The organism is Brevibacillus sp. FSL L8-0520, from assembly GCF_037963895.1.
GTDB classification, from domain to species: domain Bacteria; phylum Bacillota; class Bacilli; order Brevibacillales; family Brevibacillaceae; genus Brevibacillus; species Brevibacillus borstelensis.
In genome coordinates this window covers 368,312-384,934 of the sequence record NZ_CP150171.1, presented here as the reverse complement: position 1 = coordinate 384,934, position 16,623 = coordinate 368,312, and the positions used below count along the sequence as shown (strand labels likewise).

13 protein-coding genes and 1 pseudogene are annotated in these 16,623 nt (G+C 42.0%); 5 read left to right on the top strand and 9 right to left on the bottom strand.

The annotated features are described in order from the left end of the window. Positions 1 to 35: 35 nt before the first annotated feature. Positions 36 to 521: a hypothetical protein gene (locus tag NSQ24_RS02220; RefSeq protein WP_172920277.1), complete on the bottom strand. Its 486-nt coding sequence runs from the start codon at positions 519 to 521 to the stop codon at positions 36 to 38. A 108-nt stretch (positions 522 to 629) separates the two neighbouring features. After that, the gene (locus NSQ24_RS02215) at positions 630 to 1,700 is read right to left on the bottom strand and encodes a hypothetical protein (RefSeq protein WP_172920276.1); all 1,071 of its coding nucleotides are present in this window, start codon (positions 1,698 to 1,700) and stop codon (positions 630 to 632) included. Positions 1,701 to 2,820: 1,120 nt separating this feature from the next. Here NSQ24_RS02215 and NSQ24_RS02210 point away from each other — a divergent pair. Then, on the top strand, positions 2,821 to 4,227 hold the full coding sequence (locus tag NSQ24_RS02210) for a helix-turn-helix transcriptional regulator (protein ID WP_228006686.1): 1,407 nt from the start codon (positions 2,821 to 2,823) through the stop codon (positions 4,225 to 4,227). 250 nt (positions 4,228 to 4,477) lie between these two features. Here NSQ24_RS02210 and NSQ24_RS02205 read toward each other — a convergent pair. The 4 genes from NSQ24_RS02205 to NSQ24_RS02190 form a co-directional block, all read right to left on the bottom strand. Beyond that, a protein-coding gene (locus NSQ24_RS02205) for an IS1182 family transposase (protein ID WP_122958896.1) occupies positions 4,478 to 5,808 on the bottom strand; the annotation gives its coding sequence in 2 pieces (ribosomal slippage) (positions 4,478 to 5,268 and positions 5,268 to 5,808; 1,332 coding nt in all). 412 nt (positions 5,809 to 6,220) lie between these two features. Then, a complete protein-coding gene (gene istB / locus NSQ24_RS02200; RefSeq protein ID WP_024985201.1) occupies positions 6,221 to 7,000 on the bottom strand; it encodes an IS21-like element helper ATPase IstB in 780 nt (259 codons plus the stop codon). Beyond that, positions 6,997 to 8,238: an IS21 family transposase gene (gene istA, locus NSQ24_RS02195; protein ID WP_024985200.1), complete on the bottom strand. Its 1,242-nt coding sequence runs from the start codon at positions 8,236 to 8,238 to the stop codon at positions 6,997 to 6,999. Before istA (NSQ24_RS02195) ends, istB (NSQ24_RS02200) begins: the two co-directional genes overlap by 4 nt. A gap of 99 nt (positions 8,239 to 8,337) precedes the next feature. Continuing rightward, on the bottom strand, positions 8,338 to 8,667 hold the full coding sequence (locus tag NSQ24_RS02190) for a hypothetical protein (protein WP_228006697.1): 330 nt from the start codon (positions 8,665 to 8,667) through the stop codon (positions 8,338 to 8,340). An 853-nt stretch (positions 8,668 to 9,520) separates the two neighbouring features. Between NSQ24_RS02190 and NSQ24_RS02185 the strand changes: the two genes are divergently transcribed. The 4 genes from NSQ24_RS02185 (at position 9,521) to NSQ24_RS02170 (ending at position 13,526) form a co-directional block, all read left to right on the top strand. Continuing rightward, positions 9,521 to 10,474: an HNH endonuclease signature motif containing protein gene (locus tag NSQ24_RS02185; protein ID WP_339167165.1), complete on the top strand. Its 954-nt coding sequence runs from the start codon at positions 9,521 to 9,523 to the stop codon at positions 10,472 to 10,474. 126 nt (positions 10,475 to 10,600) lie between these two features. Then, positions 10,601 to 12,109, top strand: a complete 1,509-nt coding sequence (istA, locus tag NSQ24_RS02180; RefSeq protein WP_024985313.1) for an IS21 family transposase — start codon at positions 10,601 to 10,603, stop codon at positions 12,107 to 12,109. Beyond that, the gene (gene istB / locus NSQ24_RS02175) at positions 12,109 to 12,831 is read left to right on the top strand and encodes an IS21-like element helper ATPase IstB (protein WP_311067724.1); all 723 of its coding nucleotides are present in this window, start codon (positions 12,109 to 12,111) and stop codon (positions 12,829 to 12,831) included. The genes istA (NSQ24_RS02180) and istB (NSQ24_RS02175) overlap by 1 nt, the downstream gene beginning before the upstream one ends. A 209-nt stretch (positions 12,832 to 13,040) precedes the next feature. Next, positions 13,041 to 13,526 (top strand): SMI1/KNR4 family protein, encoded by a 486-nt coding sequence (locus NSQ24_RS02170; RefSeq protein WP_171506478.1) that lies wholly within the window; start codon positions 13,041 to 13,043, stop codon positions 13,524 to 13,526. Between the two features lie 613 nt (positions 13,527 to 14,139). On the opposite strand, the gene istB (NSQ24_RS02165) is transcribed toward NSQ24_RS02170, so the two are convergent. The 3 genes and pseudogenes from istB (NSQ24_RS02165) to istB (NSQ24_RS02155) form a co-directional block, all read right to left on the bottom strand. Further along, on the bottom strand, positions 14,140 to 14,943 hold the full coding sequence (gene istB, locus NSQ24_RS02165) for an IS21-like element helper ATPase IstB (protein WP_024982952.1): 804 nt from the start codon (positions 14,941 to 14,943) through the stop codon (positions 14,140 to 14,142). Beyond that, positions 14,940 to 15,815 (bottom strand): annotated as a pseudogene (istA, locus tag NSQ24_RS02160) (IS21 family transposase); the annotation flags it as partial. The pseudogene istA (NSQ24_RS02160) and the gene istB (NSQ24_RS02165), both read right to left, overlap by 4 nt. 81 nt (positions 15,816 to 15,896) lie before the next feature. Further along, positions 15,897 to 16,622 carry an IS21-like element helper ATPase IstB gene (gene istB / locus NSQ24_RS02155; protein ID WP_172921002.1) on the bottom strand — a complete coding sequence of 242 codons (726 nt, stop codon included), beginning with the start codon at positions 16,620 to 16,622 and terminating at the stop codon, positions 15,897 to 15,899. Position 16,623 lies beyond the last annotated feature (1 nt).

The window sequence follows — 16,623 nt, the reverse complement described above, 5'->3', positions numbered from 1 at the left end:
TTAACGAGAACGCAAATTCCCGTCGAAGGAGTGCCTTATTTTGGTTGTTTTAAACTTACTGAACTAAAGTATAAGTTTTTCTTTGTATCTTCTTGAATAGATGGTTTCAATTCCTTAAACCAGTCTTCTTCCAAATCCTCTTCTTTAAGAACATCTGGTCTCCAAAGTATCAAACCTAGTCCCGGAAAAGTAAAACAAGTATCTAATTCCGTATCACTCCTATCATAAGGGGATATTTCATCAATTAGTCGGATCAACTCATCGGCCTTAGTATTGAAAATGTCAATGTTCATAAATAAGCATTGAAAATCATCCTTTAATTCTGAAGGAATTTCTATAAACTCTACCTTTCCTTCCGAATCATATTTGATATTAAATGCAGTTTTAAAGTAATTTTTCATATAATTTGGCTTTTGATACTTAGTTGTATATTTTTCGATACATTCGTTAACTTCATCTTTGGTCATACCAAGCTTTATGTCCCCAATTCCCTTGCCTGATTCAATTAATAACACGTCCATATTATCCCCCTCGTTATATGTAACGGTTTCACCTATAGAATCCATGGAGCAATCGAGTAATCTTAGAAGAGAGATAATACCGATTGCTCCATTATTTTGTTCAATATTTTAGTTGTCCATACCAAAGTATCCCTCATATTGATAAACTGCTTCAACAACTGCACTACGGTACTTGTGAAGTAGACTGCTATAGTACCCCTCTGGATCATTGGTTTTCCTAAATCCTTCAACGTTAAAATCAAGCACTGCTTGATAACGCTGCTCTTTTAAATATTCTTCTTCTTGATCTCTATGACTTTCTCCTCCACCGCCATAACTTGGTGTTTTGTGGTGGTCTCTTGCTAACATCCTAATGCAAGGTGCATAGTTGGAATCGAACCCAGCTCTCCTTAAAGGTGTTGCCGATACAAAATGATGTCTTTGACCACCCAAAGCGTCTAAATCTCTGTACCGGTCTACCTCAAAATTGTAGCGTTGCCACTTCTTATCTTTACCTCCACCACTAAAGTACCAAGATACACCATTATCTATTATCGTCAGCTCGTATTCAAAATAATCCGAAACAGCATTAATATCTTCTGACCACGTAACCAGGGTACCGCTTCGTACATTAGTCTTATTAATTCGTTTTGTGTCATCAAGTACCCACTTAGTTCCACTCGCATTATACTTCATTATTTCACCTTTTACGACGTCAACTGGATCAACCCCTGTTTGTAAATGAACCATAGTTAACTTAGCTCCACTATCAGAAACAAGAAGGTTAAACGCAATTACTCCATCGATTGAGTTAGTTTTTACGTTTCGCTTAACCAAGAGAACTTGACTATCCTCTGTTACAAGGATTTCAGGTTCAGGAATGTTGTATTGCTTTATTATTCTTTCAACCTCTTTTGCCGGAACGCCTTCAATTTCTATCGGGTCATCCGATTTCAGATCGTCCAATTCATAAAGTTCTGATAATTCTTTGTACGATTTCTCTTCTTTGATGTAATCTTCGAAGCCCTCTTCTACGATTTTTTCTTTTACATCAGGATGCTCATCAAGATCTTTAATGTCAATTGTCTCAAATACGAACTCTTCGTTATTTGTCGCGTTAACATTTGAAGAGATTCCAAAAAAACTCGTGATTAATACTAATGACGTCAATATTAGTGAGAGTAGTCGCTTCTTAATCATCTAACCTTCCTCCATTAATTTTTAATTGCTTGGATAGCAGCAACCAAATCCTTATTACTCCCCTCCCTTTTGAACCCCTGTTATTACATATAATCCCAATGTACCCAAGCATAACTAAATATAACATCAGATATTAACTATGTAAATATATCCCTTTATGTAGATATACAAAAGACCGATTCTGACCTACTCCTCCAGTTGCCTTAGCTGCAGGCTACTACCTAGTTACCTCTCGCCTGCTCTAACATTTACGTTGAAAACTCGGGGCCGACTATAATTGGAAGAGGATTTGCCACATTTATTTGATTTTGGTACTCCAAAGAAGAAGGCGGCGGCGTTGGCTACCCGGTGGTAAAAAGCGTTGTGAAGAAATATAGGATCGTTCTTTAGTTTTTTCAAACATGATGCCACTCGTTCTGAAAACGCCTCAGGAAGGCTTACAGAAGCCTTTTGAACAAGATACCACCTAAAGTCGGAATACCGTAGGTGTTTTTTTCTGTAAAAAAAGGAAAGTGCCCACTTTTGAGTGGGGCCTTGGTTCATATACTTCAAATCAGTTGTTTTCACCCGGGCCAGCAATTCAAGATGGAGACTTGAATTGACCGCGCAAGCATGTGTTCATTTAACCTTTCACTTTACCTTTCTTTTCCACTATCATACAACTTGCCTAGAAACAAAAGTAGCCCCTCCAACGGCTTTTTTGCCGTCAGAGGGACATTGTCATTTTCAGACACACCTTTTTGAGAATTTGACGGTTTTTGAAATACCGTCCCACTCCACCTGCAAGTCGAAGGCTGCTGCGAGCTCTCGGGCGGGAGCATATGCCACGCCAACTTCGATTGTCTCTGTCAGGTCTTTGCCATTCACACGGACCTGCTTCGTCTCCAGCACCCATTTGGGCGTAACGCCGATTTCAAAAACATTCGGAGATTCTTTTATTTCCCTGCAGCATAACTTGATTGGCCGCTCTCCTATTCTAGAATCCCATCAATAACCATATATTTACTTTTGTTGCGTATTGTGGTAATATGAGGAATAGTTTAAGGATATAAAGTTTTCTATGGAGCAAAGAATCTGCCAGGAGGAATTTAGTAATTCGTGTATTAGAGGGGGGTTTCTTATGGGGGTAATGGTCCAGCCGTCATTGCGATCAGAGATCGAAAGGAATTTAAGGCTGAAAGGGTTTACAATTAGTAGGCTCAGCGAATTAACCGGCATTAATTCAGGGACTCTCAGCACGATTCTCAATGGTAATCCTCCTCGTCCCATGACAGTATACCAACTGGATCAACTGGCCATCGCGTTTGGCCACGAGCCGGGATGGTTATACGAACTGTATCCGGAAGAGTGTGTAACAGAAGATAAATTTTCGCGTCCACGTGTTATCCCGTATCTGGCTCGCTGTGCTGAAATTGGCCGACAGGATTGTATTAACGAGACTGTCTCAAAGCTGCTGGAGAATCCCAAAAATATAAGAATCCTATTTTCAGTAGCCGAGCAGCTCTTTGAAAATGGGAAACTGAAGGAATCAATGCCTTTTTATCAGTTCGTGGTCGACAACGAAAAGGATAGCTACTCCCATCATTTTATCATGGCTCAATACCGTTTATTTCGGGCGGTGTTGGGGTCAAATTCCGAAGAAAACTGGAAGGCCGTCATACGCTTTGAACCTTATCGGAAAAGGCTCCTAGAACATTATCAATTAGATGCATTGCTTCATTTAGCTAACACCTGTTTCTCTTTACACCAGTGGAGAGACGTGGAGAAGTATGCTGATGAGTTGCGCGAAATGGCTGTAATCTTATACGAGGATGAGCTGCGCAAAAAGAAAACCCAAAAAACTTTTGATCCGATAAACACAGAAAGACATCTTGTTGTATACTATGGACAAGGATACCTGCTAAAAGCAGCAGCTTTAGAAAAACAGGGGCTTTACGAACAGGCCAAACGATATGTCGAAGGGTATGCTGACCTCAGTTGGTTTGAACTTTTAGATGAAGTTGGCCATTATGAAGTTCAGAAGTTTCAGTTATGGGCAAAAGCGAATATGTACACCTTGGAAATTCTCCTGGGGAATGTTGAGGTTTTGCCCGAATATCTCGACTTCCTGAAACATAATCCCCCTGAAATATTACCTGCTCTGATAACTATTATTGAATCGGCTAACAAGCATGGATTTACGGTCGATCGCATTATCGATGACTTCTCTGAGGAGATCAAACTTTTTACTCATTATCGGGATCCACTCAATATAGACCGTAATTTTCGTTTCAGATATGGATTGGCTATTTACCGATTCAATAATGGTCAACATCTAATTGGAATTGACGAAACACTACAGGCTTTGACTTTATCCATAGTCAAGAACAATGAAAAGGATTTCTTACACTGTGTCACAACCTTTGAAGCATATAGAAACTATGCAACAGACGAGCAGAAACAAGAGTATCACCAAATTTTAGAGGAGGTACGAAATGATGAAAAAAGGATTGCTGCTTTCTCTGGCTTTGATCTTGGGACTGTTTAGTAATGTAGTGGCGGCAGAGGCTGGCCAAACAGCCAAAATTAAACCAAAGCCTGGCATTATTCAATATGAGCATGGTGTAGGCGGCTGATAAATTCTCCAAATCAGCAATTAGGGATTTTGAAAGTCGCAAAACAGGGAGGTTTCTTAGCCTCCCTCAGGCTGTCGAGAAACCCCACAATATGTTGGAGTTTCTTCTTTCATAACAATAAAATTGAGCACGAAGTACTGGAAGTCTTAGATAGCACCACACCTAACATGCCTTTGCAAGGTGGAGTGCTATCTTTTTTATATTTTGAACGGTTGCTGTCAGCAACGCTTGCTCTTGGACATTTTCACGTCCGCGCAACCTACAATAGCGAAGTCCATGCAGTTCTTTGGCATCTGCAAAACTTCGCTCTATCGTTTGGTATCTCAACCTGTATAGGTATTTTCCTGACTTACTTAAGCGGTTCTGTCGAACCCATTCTTTACTCTCTTCCCATACATGCCTGGTTATCACCTTTTGGTGATTTTTTGACCGTGTACACATAGTGAGCATCGGACATGCCTTACATATTTCTTTATTTGACTTATACATTCTGTATCCGTTACGGTCAGTTGTCGAATAAGCAAGCTCATGTTTTTGGGGGCAAATATAGACATTCTTTTCGGGATCATATTTAAACCGCCATTTGGCGATAAGGCCTTTAACAGGTGAAAAAGCTCGATGGCCAATGACGGCAAAGATATTTAGATCGTGCAGAGCCTTGCAGATTGGAGTAGTTAAATAGCCAGCATCCAATGCAACGGCTTCAATGGTATCTGTAAACCCAAACTTCTCAATTTGGTGTTGTAGCCGATCTACATAAGGAACAGAATCATGAACGTTACCCGCAGTCACGTGTACATCAGTTATGATATTGTACTTATGATCGACTGTCCGATGATCGAGATAGAAAAAGCCTTCAGGCTTTCCGTCACGAACCATGTAACCACTGTCCGGATCAGTAGTACTCACCTTGATTTCCTTTTCTTCCTTCACATCCTCTCTAGGCTTCAATCCTTTTTTCCGTGTGCTTCACGGTCTTCATTAATGGCTGCTTCTAAATCACTAAGGTAGGCTCGACTAGATTTTTCAATAACATGCTTCTTAAATTTACGTTTGTTCGCATTTGCTTTCAGATGAGTGGAATCACTTATCAAAACACGTCCGCCAACCATGCGATGTTGGATAGCAAGGCGAACGATTTCATCAAAAATCTCTTGGAAAACATTTGTGTTTTTAAAACGAGTTCGACGATTCCAACTGATGGTAGTGTGGTCTGGAACTCGATCTGTTAGTGAAAGGCCAAGAAACCAGCGGTAAGCAATATTCGTCTGAATTTCCTTTTCGAGTTGTCTTTCTGACCGGATACCGTAAAGGTATCCAATGAAAATCATTTTAAATAAAACCACCGGATCAATGGCTGGTCTACCGTTATCTTCACAATAGTATTGGCGTACTTTTTCTCGGATGAAAGAGAAGTCTACATGCTTTTGAATAACTCGTAGCAAATGGTCCTCCGGGACCAACTCATCAAGGCATACAAATTCATATTGCATTTGTTGCTTTTTTTCATTAGAGGAAAGCACAATAATCACCCGCCAGTAAATGTAATTACAAGAATATTATAACACATTAACGCGGTGTCGTCATAAAATACAGGGAAATAAAAATGGCTGTCGACTTTCTCGACAGCCTGAGGGAGGTTTCTTAGCCTCCCTGTTTTTTTGTCTTGAGGTTGGGTAGTAAAACGCAAGCCCCCAGGAGCGCCTTGTAAGCGACTTTTCCCTGGGGGCTCCTCCTTTTATATTCTCGCCTAATACGAAAGTGTCAAATTAATACCTTCCATTCCTGTGTCAACTGCAAATGAAAATTCCCCATTATCTGCACTCGAATTTTCCCCATTATAGGCAATAGGTTTGTCTGAATGATGCCCCCTCTGAGGGGGGCGGGTGGCGACCAAAATTCCGTTTATTCTGTTTTATCTTCGGTTGACTCGGGTCGAAAGAAACCTGCTTTTTTCTTCTCCTTTATGCGATAACTTTCCCCTTTAATGTTGATCGTGTGGGAGTGATGCAATAATCGATCAAGGATGGCTGTAGCAAGTACTGTATCCCCAAATATCTCTCCCCACGAACCATAGGATTTGTTCGAAGTAAGGATAATTGAGCCGGATTCATAACGTTCTGATACAATTTGAAAGAAAAAGTGAGCTGCGGTTTCATCCATTTTGCGATATCCAATTTCATCAATGATGAGTACATTCGGTTTTATAAATGCTCGCATTTTTTGTTTGATGCTATTGTTTTGATGAGCAATCTGGAGCGTCTGAACCAAATCATGAGCAGTTGTAAAGTAAACCGTCAACCCTTGTTTGATAGCTTCGAGAGCCAAAGCAACAGACAAGTGAGTCTTGCCGACCCCTGGCGGACCAAGTAAAATGAGATTCTCTTGTTGTTGTACAAACCGGAGGGTTGCCAAATCACGAATCCGTCTTTCATCAATGGAGGGCTGGAAACTGAAATCGAATTGCTCCAACGTTTTATGGTAGGGTAAATGAGCCAATCGCGTTTTCATGCGGATAAACCGATCCCTCTTGGCCATGATTTCTTCTTGCAAAAGCTTGTCCAAGAACTCCAAATACGATATATTCTGAGCAGCAGCTTCTTCTGCGTGGTGGTGAATAATTTCCGGGATTCGTACCCATCCCATCTGTACAAAGGCTTCTTCTAAACGGGCCTGGAGTATCATTGTACGATTACCTCCTCGTCAGCAAACTGCTCATAGACAGACAAATCACGTTCCACCACTTCGGGGCTTGGATTGGGAACCAAACGCGGCATAGGTTGGGGAGCCTTCGCGCCAATTTGGTTTTGAATCCCCTCGAAGTGTTTTTTATTGGTTATGACTTGCTTGGTACGAGTAGCTTTAGGATGTTCAGCGATGATCATGTTGCCCTGATAGATCCGGATATGGCCATTCTGGAGATCTTGTACTTCTACCGTATGACCTACATAAACATAGGGGACTGAATACCGGCTTCCTCCGTAAGAAACGAGTGAATCATTCGATACTCTTCGAGTATGGCGTTCTACCTCTTCGAATGGGATCGGGTTAAGTGGCTTCAACTGTTCGTGTTTCCATCGATCTACTGGTTTTTCATGCGTGGTGCCGTGTACCCGTACATTAGCCACCGTATCCAACCAATGACGTACTTGCTGATTCAAGTCACGAAGGCTGGTAAACGTCTGCACCCGAGGCCAAAAGTTCTTGCGAACATATCCTACTCCATTTTCCACTTTCCCTTTTGTTCGTGCACGGTAGGGAGCGCAGCGTCGCAGCGTAAGACCGTGATGGCTTGCAAACTGGGAAAATCGTTCATTCCACAATACATGCCCTTGATCGTCGTAACCGACAATGACGGTTTTCATATTGTCATACAAGCATGTTTCCGGTCTGCCGCCAAAGTATTGCATGGCACGCAAGTGGCAGCCGATGAGGGTATCAAGCCGTTCATTCTCTGTAAATTCCACATACAACATTCTCGAGTATCCCAAAACCATGACAAAGGCGTACAGCCGTTTATATCCACCATTCCACTCTACCTTAAAATGTCCCCAGTCTACTTGCGCTTGCTTTCCGGGTGCCGTTTCATAACGGAGCGTTGCCTTGGTCTTAACAACCGGGCGCAATGGTTCCATGAATGAGCGAAGGAGCCGAATTTGCCCTGGATAACCTTGGGCTTTGATCTCATCAAACAAAACGACAGCATTGAAGCAGCCTTCTTCCATTCTCGCTTTGATATAGGGTTTAAATGGATCGAGAATGCTTGTTTTTTTAACAGATCGTTGGTATTTCGAAGGCTCATCCTTTTTCAGCCACTTACGAATTGTTTTTCGATCCCTCCCTAATGAATCAGCAATTTGTGTGATATTCATTCCTCTTTGTCTCATGTCTTTGATCAAGTAAAACTCCCCATTCTTAAGCATATTTTCTCTCCTCCAGGGAGAGATTTTCTGCCGAAAGTGGGGAATTTTCAAGTGCCGTTATTGAGGATTTTAACAGTGCCGTTCACACCTGCATTAATATTATCTTCTTATGCTCACGGATTCAAAATATAAGTGTCTTATTTTGTCCTCTTGATTTTCTGGACTCAGCTTTTTAAACGAGTCTTCGAGCATATACTCCTCTTTGAATATATCTGATCTCCATAAAGATAGCCCTAATGACGGGAAAAAATACGTGTAGCCATCAGATTGATTTCGATCATATTCTGCAATTTTATCAATTTTCTCTATAAGATCTTCAGCTTTCGTGTTGAATACATCAATGCCTAGCAATAAGCAGTTAAATGTTTCCTTTAGAACCTCAGGAATTTCTATAAAGTCAACCTTACCTTCAGAATCATATTCCACCATGAAGAAGCCCTTGAAATAGTCCTGAATATGATATTCCTTCTGATGTACTTTTCAGTATATTTCTGAATGCATTTTTCAACTTCATCTTTGTTCATGCCAAGTTTTATTAAACCGATGCCCTTCCCAGGTTCGATGATTAAATTACCCATTTTTTATCTCCTGTACAAAATGTTTTTTTTACAATTTTTATTATGGACTTACAATGAAGTCCAGCATGTAGACAATGTTCCGTAAGGAACAGGGTCTGCATGCTAAAAGCTCTTTAGAGCTTCAGATACAAGACCTACATCTTTTAGCAAAATAGTAAACAAGTAAATACTGCCTACTATTACGACTGTATTCAATATCCCTCTCAGAAATCATGAAGTTTGTAATTACAATGGAGAAGGCAGAATTTTGAAATTAAATGAGCAGTAGTCATCCAAGATGATCATATATACAAATCCAGTTCCTCGATCTCCTCCGTATAGTCTTTACTTTATGATTAGTTATTCGACAAGCGGAAGGGTTCTGATCCAGTTCCTTTAATTCCTTCAGTAGGGGCATCCGCTACGAACTCAATCATTATCTTGCTTGGCTCTAAGGTTAGGGGGTGGTGCATCTAATCCTGATAGACAACAGCAAGCCATTTTGTCCCTGCTTTCGACAAAAGTACTCGTCTGATACTTTGGATGGGATTGGCGAATCGAATATGAGTTGTACCAGGCAAGGAACGGGGGAGTGCCCAGTATTGAGGATTAAATAGCGAGAATTTAATAATGTTAAATTTGTGTGTCTTACAAATTACGACAACTTTCTCATTTTTTTGCATTATGGTTAATATGAATTAATATAGAAAAGGAAGGATAAAACAATGAAACTTTTTAAGAAGCTTCTAGTTCCCTTACTATCACTTTCTTTGCTTTTACCCACATCATACTTATCTTCAACTATTTTAGCAGAAGAAAATATTGACTTCGAGAATTTACCTATTCAGCTTGCTGAGGGAGTGAGTTTGGAAGATCTTGCCGAAGTGCTTAATGAACCTCGTATACTGCAGAGTAAAAATGTAACGGTTATCGATAACGAGGAATTAAGCAGTTTGGCTATTAATAGTGGGGAGAGAAAAAAGGTTTTTGGTGCTAAATCGGAACCAGATGAAACTCCTTTTGATTTTGTAGCAACCACCGCAACAACATCTGATAAAAGAACCATGGGGCAACTACCGGAATTTGCCGCTATTGCTTTTGACCACTATATGACTAGCGATTATCCAAACGGCGAGGTAACTTCAAATGTCCGGGTTTCAGCTGTTTTAGGTAGTATAACTTCGGTTGCGTTCAGACACGAAATCACTAGATCAGTGTACGAAAGAGGGAGTTATCGATACGAAAACTATAAAACTGCAAGAATTCCCTACCCACGGGTAGGTCGGACGGAATATGTATCAGCAAACGCTGATACATTTTGGTGGTCTGGTGATATGTCTGGAACGGCTACCACAGCACAAGGAGGAGTCGTTCCAATTAATAAGATTAATGGGCCCGAAAAAATTTTAACAAATCGTTTAGGAGAGATATATCCTGATTATGTTGATCCTCAATCGAATATAGAACTAATTAAGCCGGATGCAAACTTGGTTAAACTAACGAGAGACAGGAGTTCCAATTATAGAAAAAATTTCGAGAAACATTACGAGTCTTACTACGGAAAGCCCCAATATTTTGATTGGGATGACGTTGAAATTCATCATATGATTCCATTAGAATACTACGGTACAAATGATGTAGATAACTTAATTCCTGTTTATGGCAGACTAAAAATGTAGGTTATGGCAGTTAATTTATGCAGACCCGTAGGGGCTGCATAAATTAAAAAACCACTTGCCAACATCCCCTTATCAAAATACACTCCTGTTGGGCATTACAGACGACGGGAGGTATAAAGTTAGGAGATGTTAGCAGTGGCAGAAATTAATTATATCAGGCATGAGGCAAACAAAAAAGGGCGAGCTTATAGCAAGATTGCCAAACAAATGAATCGTGATTCAAGGACGGTTCAGAAGTATGCAGAAATGGATGATTTCAATCTACAAGAAAAGCCCAAGCAAATTCGAAAAGCTAGAGTCATGGAGCCCGTTAAACCTATTCTTGATCAATGGATCAAAGAGGACTTGAACAAGAAAAAGAAGTTCCGAAGAACAGCACAACGCTTGTTCACGCAATTAGTGGAGGAATACCAATTTACAGGATCATCTCGCTCTGTCAGACAATATGTTTCCCAACGTAAGCACCAGTTAGCGGAGACAAGTGATGCTGCGGCATTGCCATTGGAAACGAGACCTGGATCAGCTCAAGTTGATTTTGGAGAAGCACCATTCAAATATCAGGGAGAAAGTGTTACCTTGCCATTCCTCGTTCTCTCGTTTCCTTATAGCAACACGTTCTACTTTCAAGTTTTCCAGTCTCAGAATCGAGAATGCTTTCTGGAGGGATTAAAGCGTATCTTTCACTATATAGGTGGAGTTCCAAAGGTCATTCGATTTGATAATTTATCACCAGCGGTGAAAAAGATCATGCCAAATGGTCAGCGTGAACTGACGGAGGAATTTCAAAACTTCGTTTTTCATTATGACTTTGAATACGAGTTTTGCAATCCCGGTAGTGGCAATGAAAAAGGGCACGTAGAGGCGATGGTCAAGTACGTTCGCAACAACTTCCTGCTTCCTGAGTTGCAGATACACAATCTTGATCAGCTAAACGAAACCCTTTGGAAAAAAGCCGAGAAAGATCGGGAGAGACCTCATTATGTGAAAGAAACCATGCTTTCCGAACTATATTTGGCAGACAAGGAACACCTTCTTCAATTACCTGCCAAAGAGTTTGATTGTATCCGATATGAACGAGTAAAAGCGGATAAATACGGATATATCCGAGTCGAAAATAAACTCTACTCAACGTCTCCCCGTTTTGCCAAATGTATGGTTTTGGCAAAGATCTCATTTGACCGAGTCGATATTTTAACTGAAGAATATGAGCTGATCGTACAGCATCCCAGGCTGTATGGCAAAGAGCCAAAATCAGTGATTTGGCAGCCATATTTGATATTGATGGCAAAACGGCCAACTGCTATTAAATACACAAGTTTTTATGAACAATTGCCAATCGAATGGCAAGTCTATCTCTCGAATTGCACGGTCCCAGAGAAGCAAGAAGCTCTCCAGCTACTATCCGTCATTTTAAAAAACGATGATATGAAAATACCCACGCAAGCTTTGCAGCTTGCCTCTGAGAATGGTCACCCAGCCGTTGATTCTATTAAGCAGATCTATTATCAACTCATGAATGGCCGTGGACAAAGGGATACCATCCAACCGAAAGGTTTTGTTCCTGCCGTTCCAACAGCCACTAGAGGATTAGCCCATTACAATGAATTTTTTAAGGGAACGGGAGGTCATCACTAGTGGATGCATTGATAAAAGAATATTCAAAGCGTCTCAAGTTGAGTTGGGTTCGGCAACATTTCCATGAGGTTGAAGCTACTACAAATGAAGAGTACTTACTCAAAATACTAGAAAACGAGATACAACAACGAGAAGTACGGAAAATCAATCTGCTCTTTAAACAATCTTCCTTGCCAAGAGTAACAGGAAAGCCATTTGAATGGGGTCATATTCAGATGGGACAAGGTCTCACGCAGGATCATATCCTTCATGGTGGATTTATAGAGGAGAAAGAAAATCTGATCTTTTATGGCGGTGTGGGAACGGGGAAAACGTACTTATCCACTCTGATTGGCTTAAATGCCATTCAGCAGCAAGGGAAAAAGATAAAGTTCTTTACTGTCGCTGGATTAGTCAATCGGCTGCTAGACGCTCACGAGACTGGCTCGTTGAGCCGATTCTTTAACCATATTGAGAAGCTAGATCTGTTAATACTCGACGAACTGGGGTATATTCCTCTGCATAAACAAGGTGCAGAACTGCTATTTCAGATTATCTCCATGTGCTACGAAAGAAAAAGTATTATTATCACGACCAATCTACAGTTTGGCCAATGGAATCATATATTTGGTGATCCAATTTTAACAGAGGCAGTTATTGATCGCTTGATTCATCACTCTCATTTGATCGTCTTCAATGGCGAAAGCCATCGATACAAAGAATCGCTATTACACGGTAAATAATTTAGGGGTTGGCAAGTGGTACATTTTTAATTGCCATTTGCTACATTTCTTACTTGCCAAAAACACTTAATTCCTTTACTAAAAAAAGATAGAAAGAATAAGTACATTTTGTATCATCATGAAATCACAGATTGGTGGAATAATTATTAAATATGTAAAAAAGGGCTATCAAAAGTGATAGTCCTTACAATTGACTAGAGGGGGATACTATGGAACATAAATTTGAAGAAATAATTAACTTAATAAAAGGCGTAAGAGAAGAACATGAAGAAATGCTATTAATAAAATGTGGCGACATTGAATTTTTGTTTAATAAGTCATTTAATCCTAGACAAATTGACGAAACATTAAATAGGTTTGAGTTACCTATCGATTATAGAGCCTTCCTAGAAAATTACTCCAGCGCAAGGTTATTTAAGGACTCCTATTACGGAGGGGGTTACGAAATTTTAAGTCCTCAAAATGTAATAGAGTACTGGAAAGCTTATAGTATTGATCATCCGTATTATCCTATTGCATGGAGTAGTCACTCTCTTGGGTGTATATGTGTAGATCAAGATAGGATTAATTCCGGAAACGGGTATCTTACCTGGATTCAGTCAATGGATCCGGAAAACCCTATCGATATTAATTTGTCCTTTTCGGAGTGGCTTAAGGAGGTAATTGAAAAAAATGGGGTTGAGTTTTGGATTTAGATAGTTTGACCCGAATATATTTTATGAGGGAGATGGTACTTGGGAGGAACTTTGTTGCCGCATCATTAAATTTTTTAACTGTTGCTTTTGCATAGAATGTTGTTGAAGTGCAAAATTTCAATTTTGTATTAAACATGTAAAGGTAATAAGCGTAAAGTCGAAACAAAAAACAATGTCTGAAAATGGTAGGCCCTTCGCATATCGTCGTTGCCTACGTGAACGAACGTCCCTTCTTCCTTGGCTGCCTGTAAATGCTTTTCCGGTGGTCAGCTTAGAGGAGGTCAAATCGTGAAAAAGGGGTGGCGAGAGAAATCATTTTCTGGTCCAAATCATATAGAACTGGACCAGAGAGGAGACAAACTCCCTCTGCTGTTAGTTCAGCCAGGGAGTTTGTCTCCTCTCTGGGACTTCATTACAATGAAGTCTATCTTCTTTACGATCCCCATTATTGGATACAGTATCCAGGTGCTTCCCTATGCAGCATTTCCCGATTTCCTGTTTTTGACGGAATATCCTATAGTAATATATGTCCTTATATTACTATAGGGGGCTGATCATTGTAGATACGGGAAAAAGAAATGGCAATCCATCTTCGGGCCTGTCAACGCCGGAATTAATTTGACCCACGAGCGCCGGTATAATTTTGACCCACCTGTGCGCCTGGTGTCGAATAGATTCCGGTTTTTAGTTTTTCTTTGAGCCGGTAGCTGTTCCCCCGGATGTTCACGACGTGGGAGTGATGCAATAAGCGGTCGAGAACAGCTGTAGCAAGAACGGGATCGCCCATGAGTTCGCCCCATTCGCCAAAGCTCTTGTTGCTAGTCAGAATCATGCTTCCTTTCTCGTAGCGTGCACAAACCAACTGAAAAAACAGGTTTGCAGCGAGCGGATCGAGGGGGAGGTAGCCCACCTCGTCCACGATGAGGATGCGTGGCCTGAGATATACCCTCATTCGTTTGTCCAGGCGATTCTCTTCATAAGCTTTTCGTAAATCGCCCACGAGCTGCGCGAGAGAGACGAAATACACAGGCAATCCTTGTCCAATGGCCTCCATAGCGATAGCAACGGCTAAATGCGTTTTCCCCACGCCGGGAGGCCCGAGAAACAACACGTTTTCTTGCCTCCCAACGAACGTCAGCGCAGCCAGTTCACGAATCAGTCGTTCATCAATCCCCGGTTGAAACGAGAAGTCGAATTCGTTGAGCGTACGCCGATAAGGGAGGTGAGACAGCTTCATGCGGACCTCTACATTTCGGCGCTGGCGATCCTGAATCTCAGCGTCCAGTAGATCATTGAGGAAAGAGAGATACGTGCTTTGGCTCCGGCTGGCAGCTTCCAGCTTGGCATCAAGCGATTGGGCGGCTTGACCCAAACCAAGTTCCTCCAGACGCTGGCGGGCTTGTTCGAGCTCAATCATGCGCCCACCTCCACAAGACGTTCATACACGTCCAACGGACGCACTTCCACGTCTTGTACAGGAATCTGAACGCCTTGCGGCTTTGGATAAGCATATCCCTGAGCTGTACTCAAATTCGTGTATTGGTCCTCACACATCACTAGCCTTCGGGATTGGTACTGCTTCTCGTGCCGGGCGATGAGCTGCTTCTCGCAGTATATTTCGACGAATCTGTTTACCTCTCGTACCTTTACTTCACGTCCGCTATACCGCCATGGAACGCCATAACGAACGCCGTCGTAGCTCACAAATCCGTCACGGCTTACTTTCCTCGGTTCAAACCGGTACTTTGCCCATCGTTCCGGAGACGGAAGCATACCGAGCTTCTCTTGTGCCAAGCGATCGATCGGTCTTTCCCCAGTTGTACCGTGGATACGACGGTTTTGCTCATCGCACCAGTGTCTGGCTTGGCGATTTAGGTCACCAAGATCGGTGAATGATCGCCCTGGCATGAAGTTCTGCTCGATGAACTGAACGCTTCTCTCGACCTTTCCTTTCGTTTGGGGACGTCGTACGCGGCAAACTTTGGGGATCAAGCCGATAGCCGCAGCAAAATCTTCAAACAACGGATGCCATCTCGGCTTTCGATCATCGCCCATGCCAAGAATAACGGTCTTCATTTGGTTGGTTAGCATGGTCTTTGGAACACCGCCGAAGTATTCCAAACCGTTCATCAAGCAGCGTAAGAAACTGTGGATGTCACAGCGCTTTGTAAATTCGATGTACATCGCTCGGGAGTAACCCAACACCATCGTAAAAACGGGGATTTTACGCACTTCACCGTTTAAATCGATGTACTCGCAAATCTTCCAGTCCACTTGGGCTTGGTGTCCGGCTTTTGTCTTGTGTTTTGCAAGTAGAAAATGCTCAGCTTTGCAGCCAAAATTGCCTAAGCACTTGCCAGCCGTTTGAAACTACAAAGGAATCCTATCCATTGCCTGTTTGAAGCGGAAACTCTCACCTGTGAATGAGAGGATATGAGCGTGGTGTACCAGACGATCAACGAGCGCCGACGTGAGCTTCGTGTCTCCAAACACCGATGTCCATTGGCCAAACTCCAGGTTAGATGTAACGATCACACTCTGTTGCTCATAGCAATCCGCAATCACGTTAAACAATAACTCAGAACCGGTTTGGCTGAACGGCACGTAGCCGACTTCATCGAGAATAAGTAAATCTATCTTTTTCAATTTCTCGCGAAATCGGCTGAGTGTTCCCGCCACAAATTTTTCCTGAAGTACAGAAACCAAATCGGAAGCCCGGTAGAACTGTACCGCCTTGCCCCGGCGGCAAGCCTCCACGCCCAGTGCCGTTGCCATATGGGTTTTCCCTGTGCCGACGGCACCCATTAAGAGTAAATTTTCTTTGCGTTCGAGCCAATCCAATTCCTGGAGCAGCTCCGGACTACTGCCACTAGGGAAAGAGATATGGTCATACACATACCCCTCGAAAGTCTTAATATGCGGGAACCCCGCCTGCTGAACAAGCTTACCTAACTTGGCACGGCGGCGGCCGTCCAGTTCCGCAACAAGGATTTGCTCCACAATGCTACGAATCTGCTCATTCTGTTGAACGGATACGTAGTCCACGACATGCGCCAATCGGAGTTGTCGGCACAAATCTCCCAATGCCGTCGGCATC

Coding starts and splice junctions, on each gene's coding strand:
- istA (WP_024985313.1), top strand. CDS start 10,601: ATGTTAGCAGTGGCAGAAATTAATTATATCAGGCATGAGGCAAACAAA.
- istB (WP_024985201.1), bottom strand. CDS start 7,000: ATGATACTCCAGGCCCGTTTAGAAGAAGCCTTTGTACAGATGGGATGG.
- NSQ24_RS02215 (WP_172920276.1), bottom strand. CDS start 1,700: ATGATTAAGAAGCGACTACTCTCACTAATATTGACGTCATTAGTATTA.
- NSQ24_RS02210 (WP_228006686.1), top strand. CDS start 2,821: ATGGGGGTAATGGTCCAGCCGTCATTGCGATCAGAGATCGAAAGGAAT.
- istB (WP_024982952.1), bottom strand. CDS start 14,943: ATGATTGAGCTCGAACAAGCCCGCCAGCGTCTGGAGGAACTTGGTTTG.
- istB (WP_172921002.1), bottom strand. CDS start 16,622: ATGCCGACGGCATTGGGAGATTTGTGCCGACAACTCCGATTGGCGCAT.
- NSQ24_RS02185 (WP_339167165.1), top strand. CDS start 9,521: ATGAAACTTTTTAAGAAGCTTCTAGTTCCCTTACTATCACTTTCTTTG.
- NSQ24_RS02220 (WP_172920277.1), bottom strand. CDS start 521: ATGGACGTGTTATTAATTGAATCAGGCAAGGGAATTGGGGACATAAAG.
- NSQ24_RS02190 (WP_228006697.1), bottom strand. CDS start 8,667: ATGGTGGAATATGATTCTGAAGGTAAGGTTGACTTTATAGAAATTCCT.
- NSQ24_RS02170 (WP_171506478.1), top strand. CDS start 13,041: ATGGAACATAAATTTGAAGAAATAATTAACTTAATAAAAGGCGTAAGA.
- istA (WP_024985200.1), bottom strand. CDS start 8,238: ATGCTTAAGAATGGGGAGTTTTACTTGATCAAAGACATGAGACAAAGA.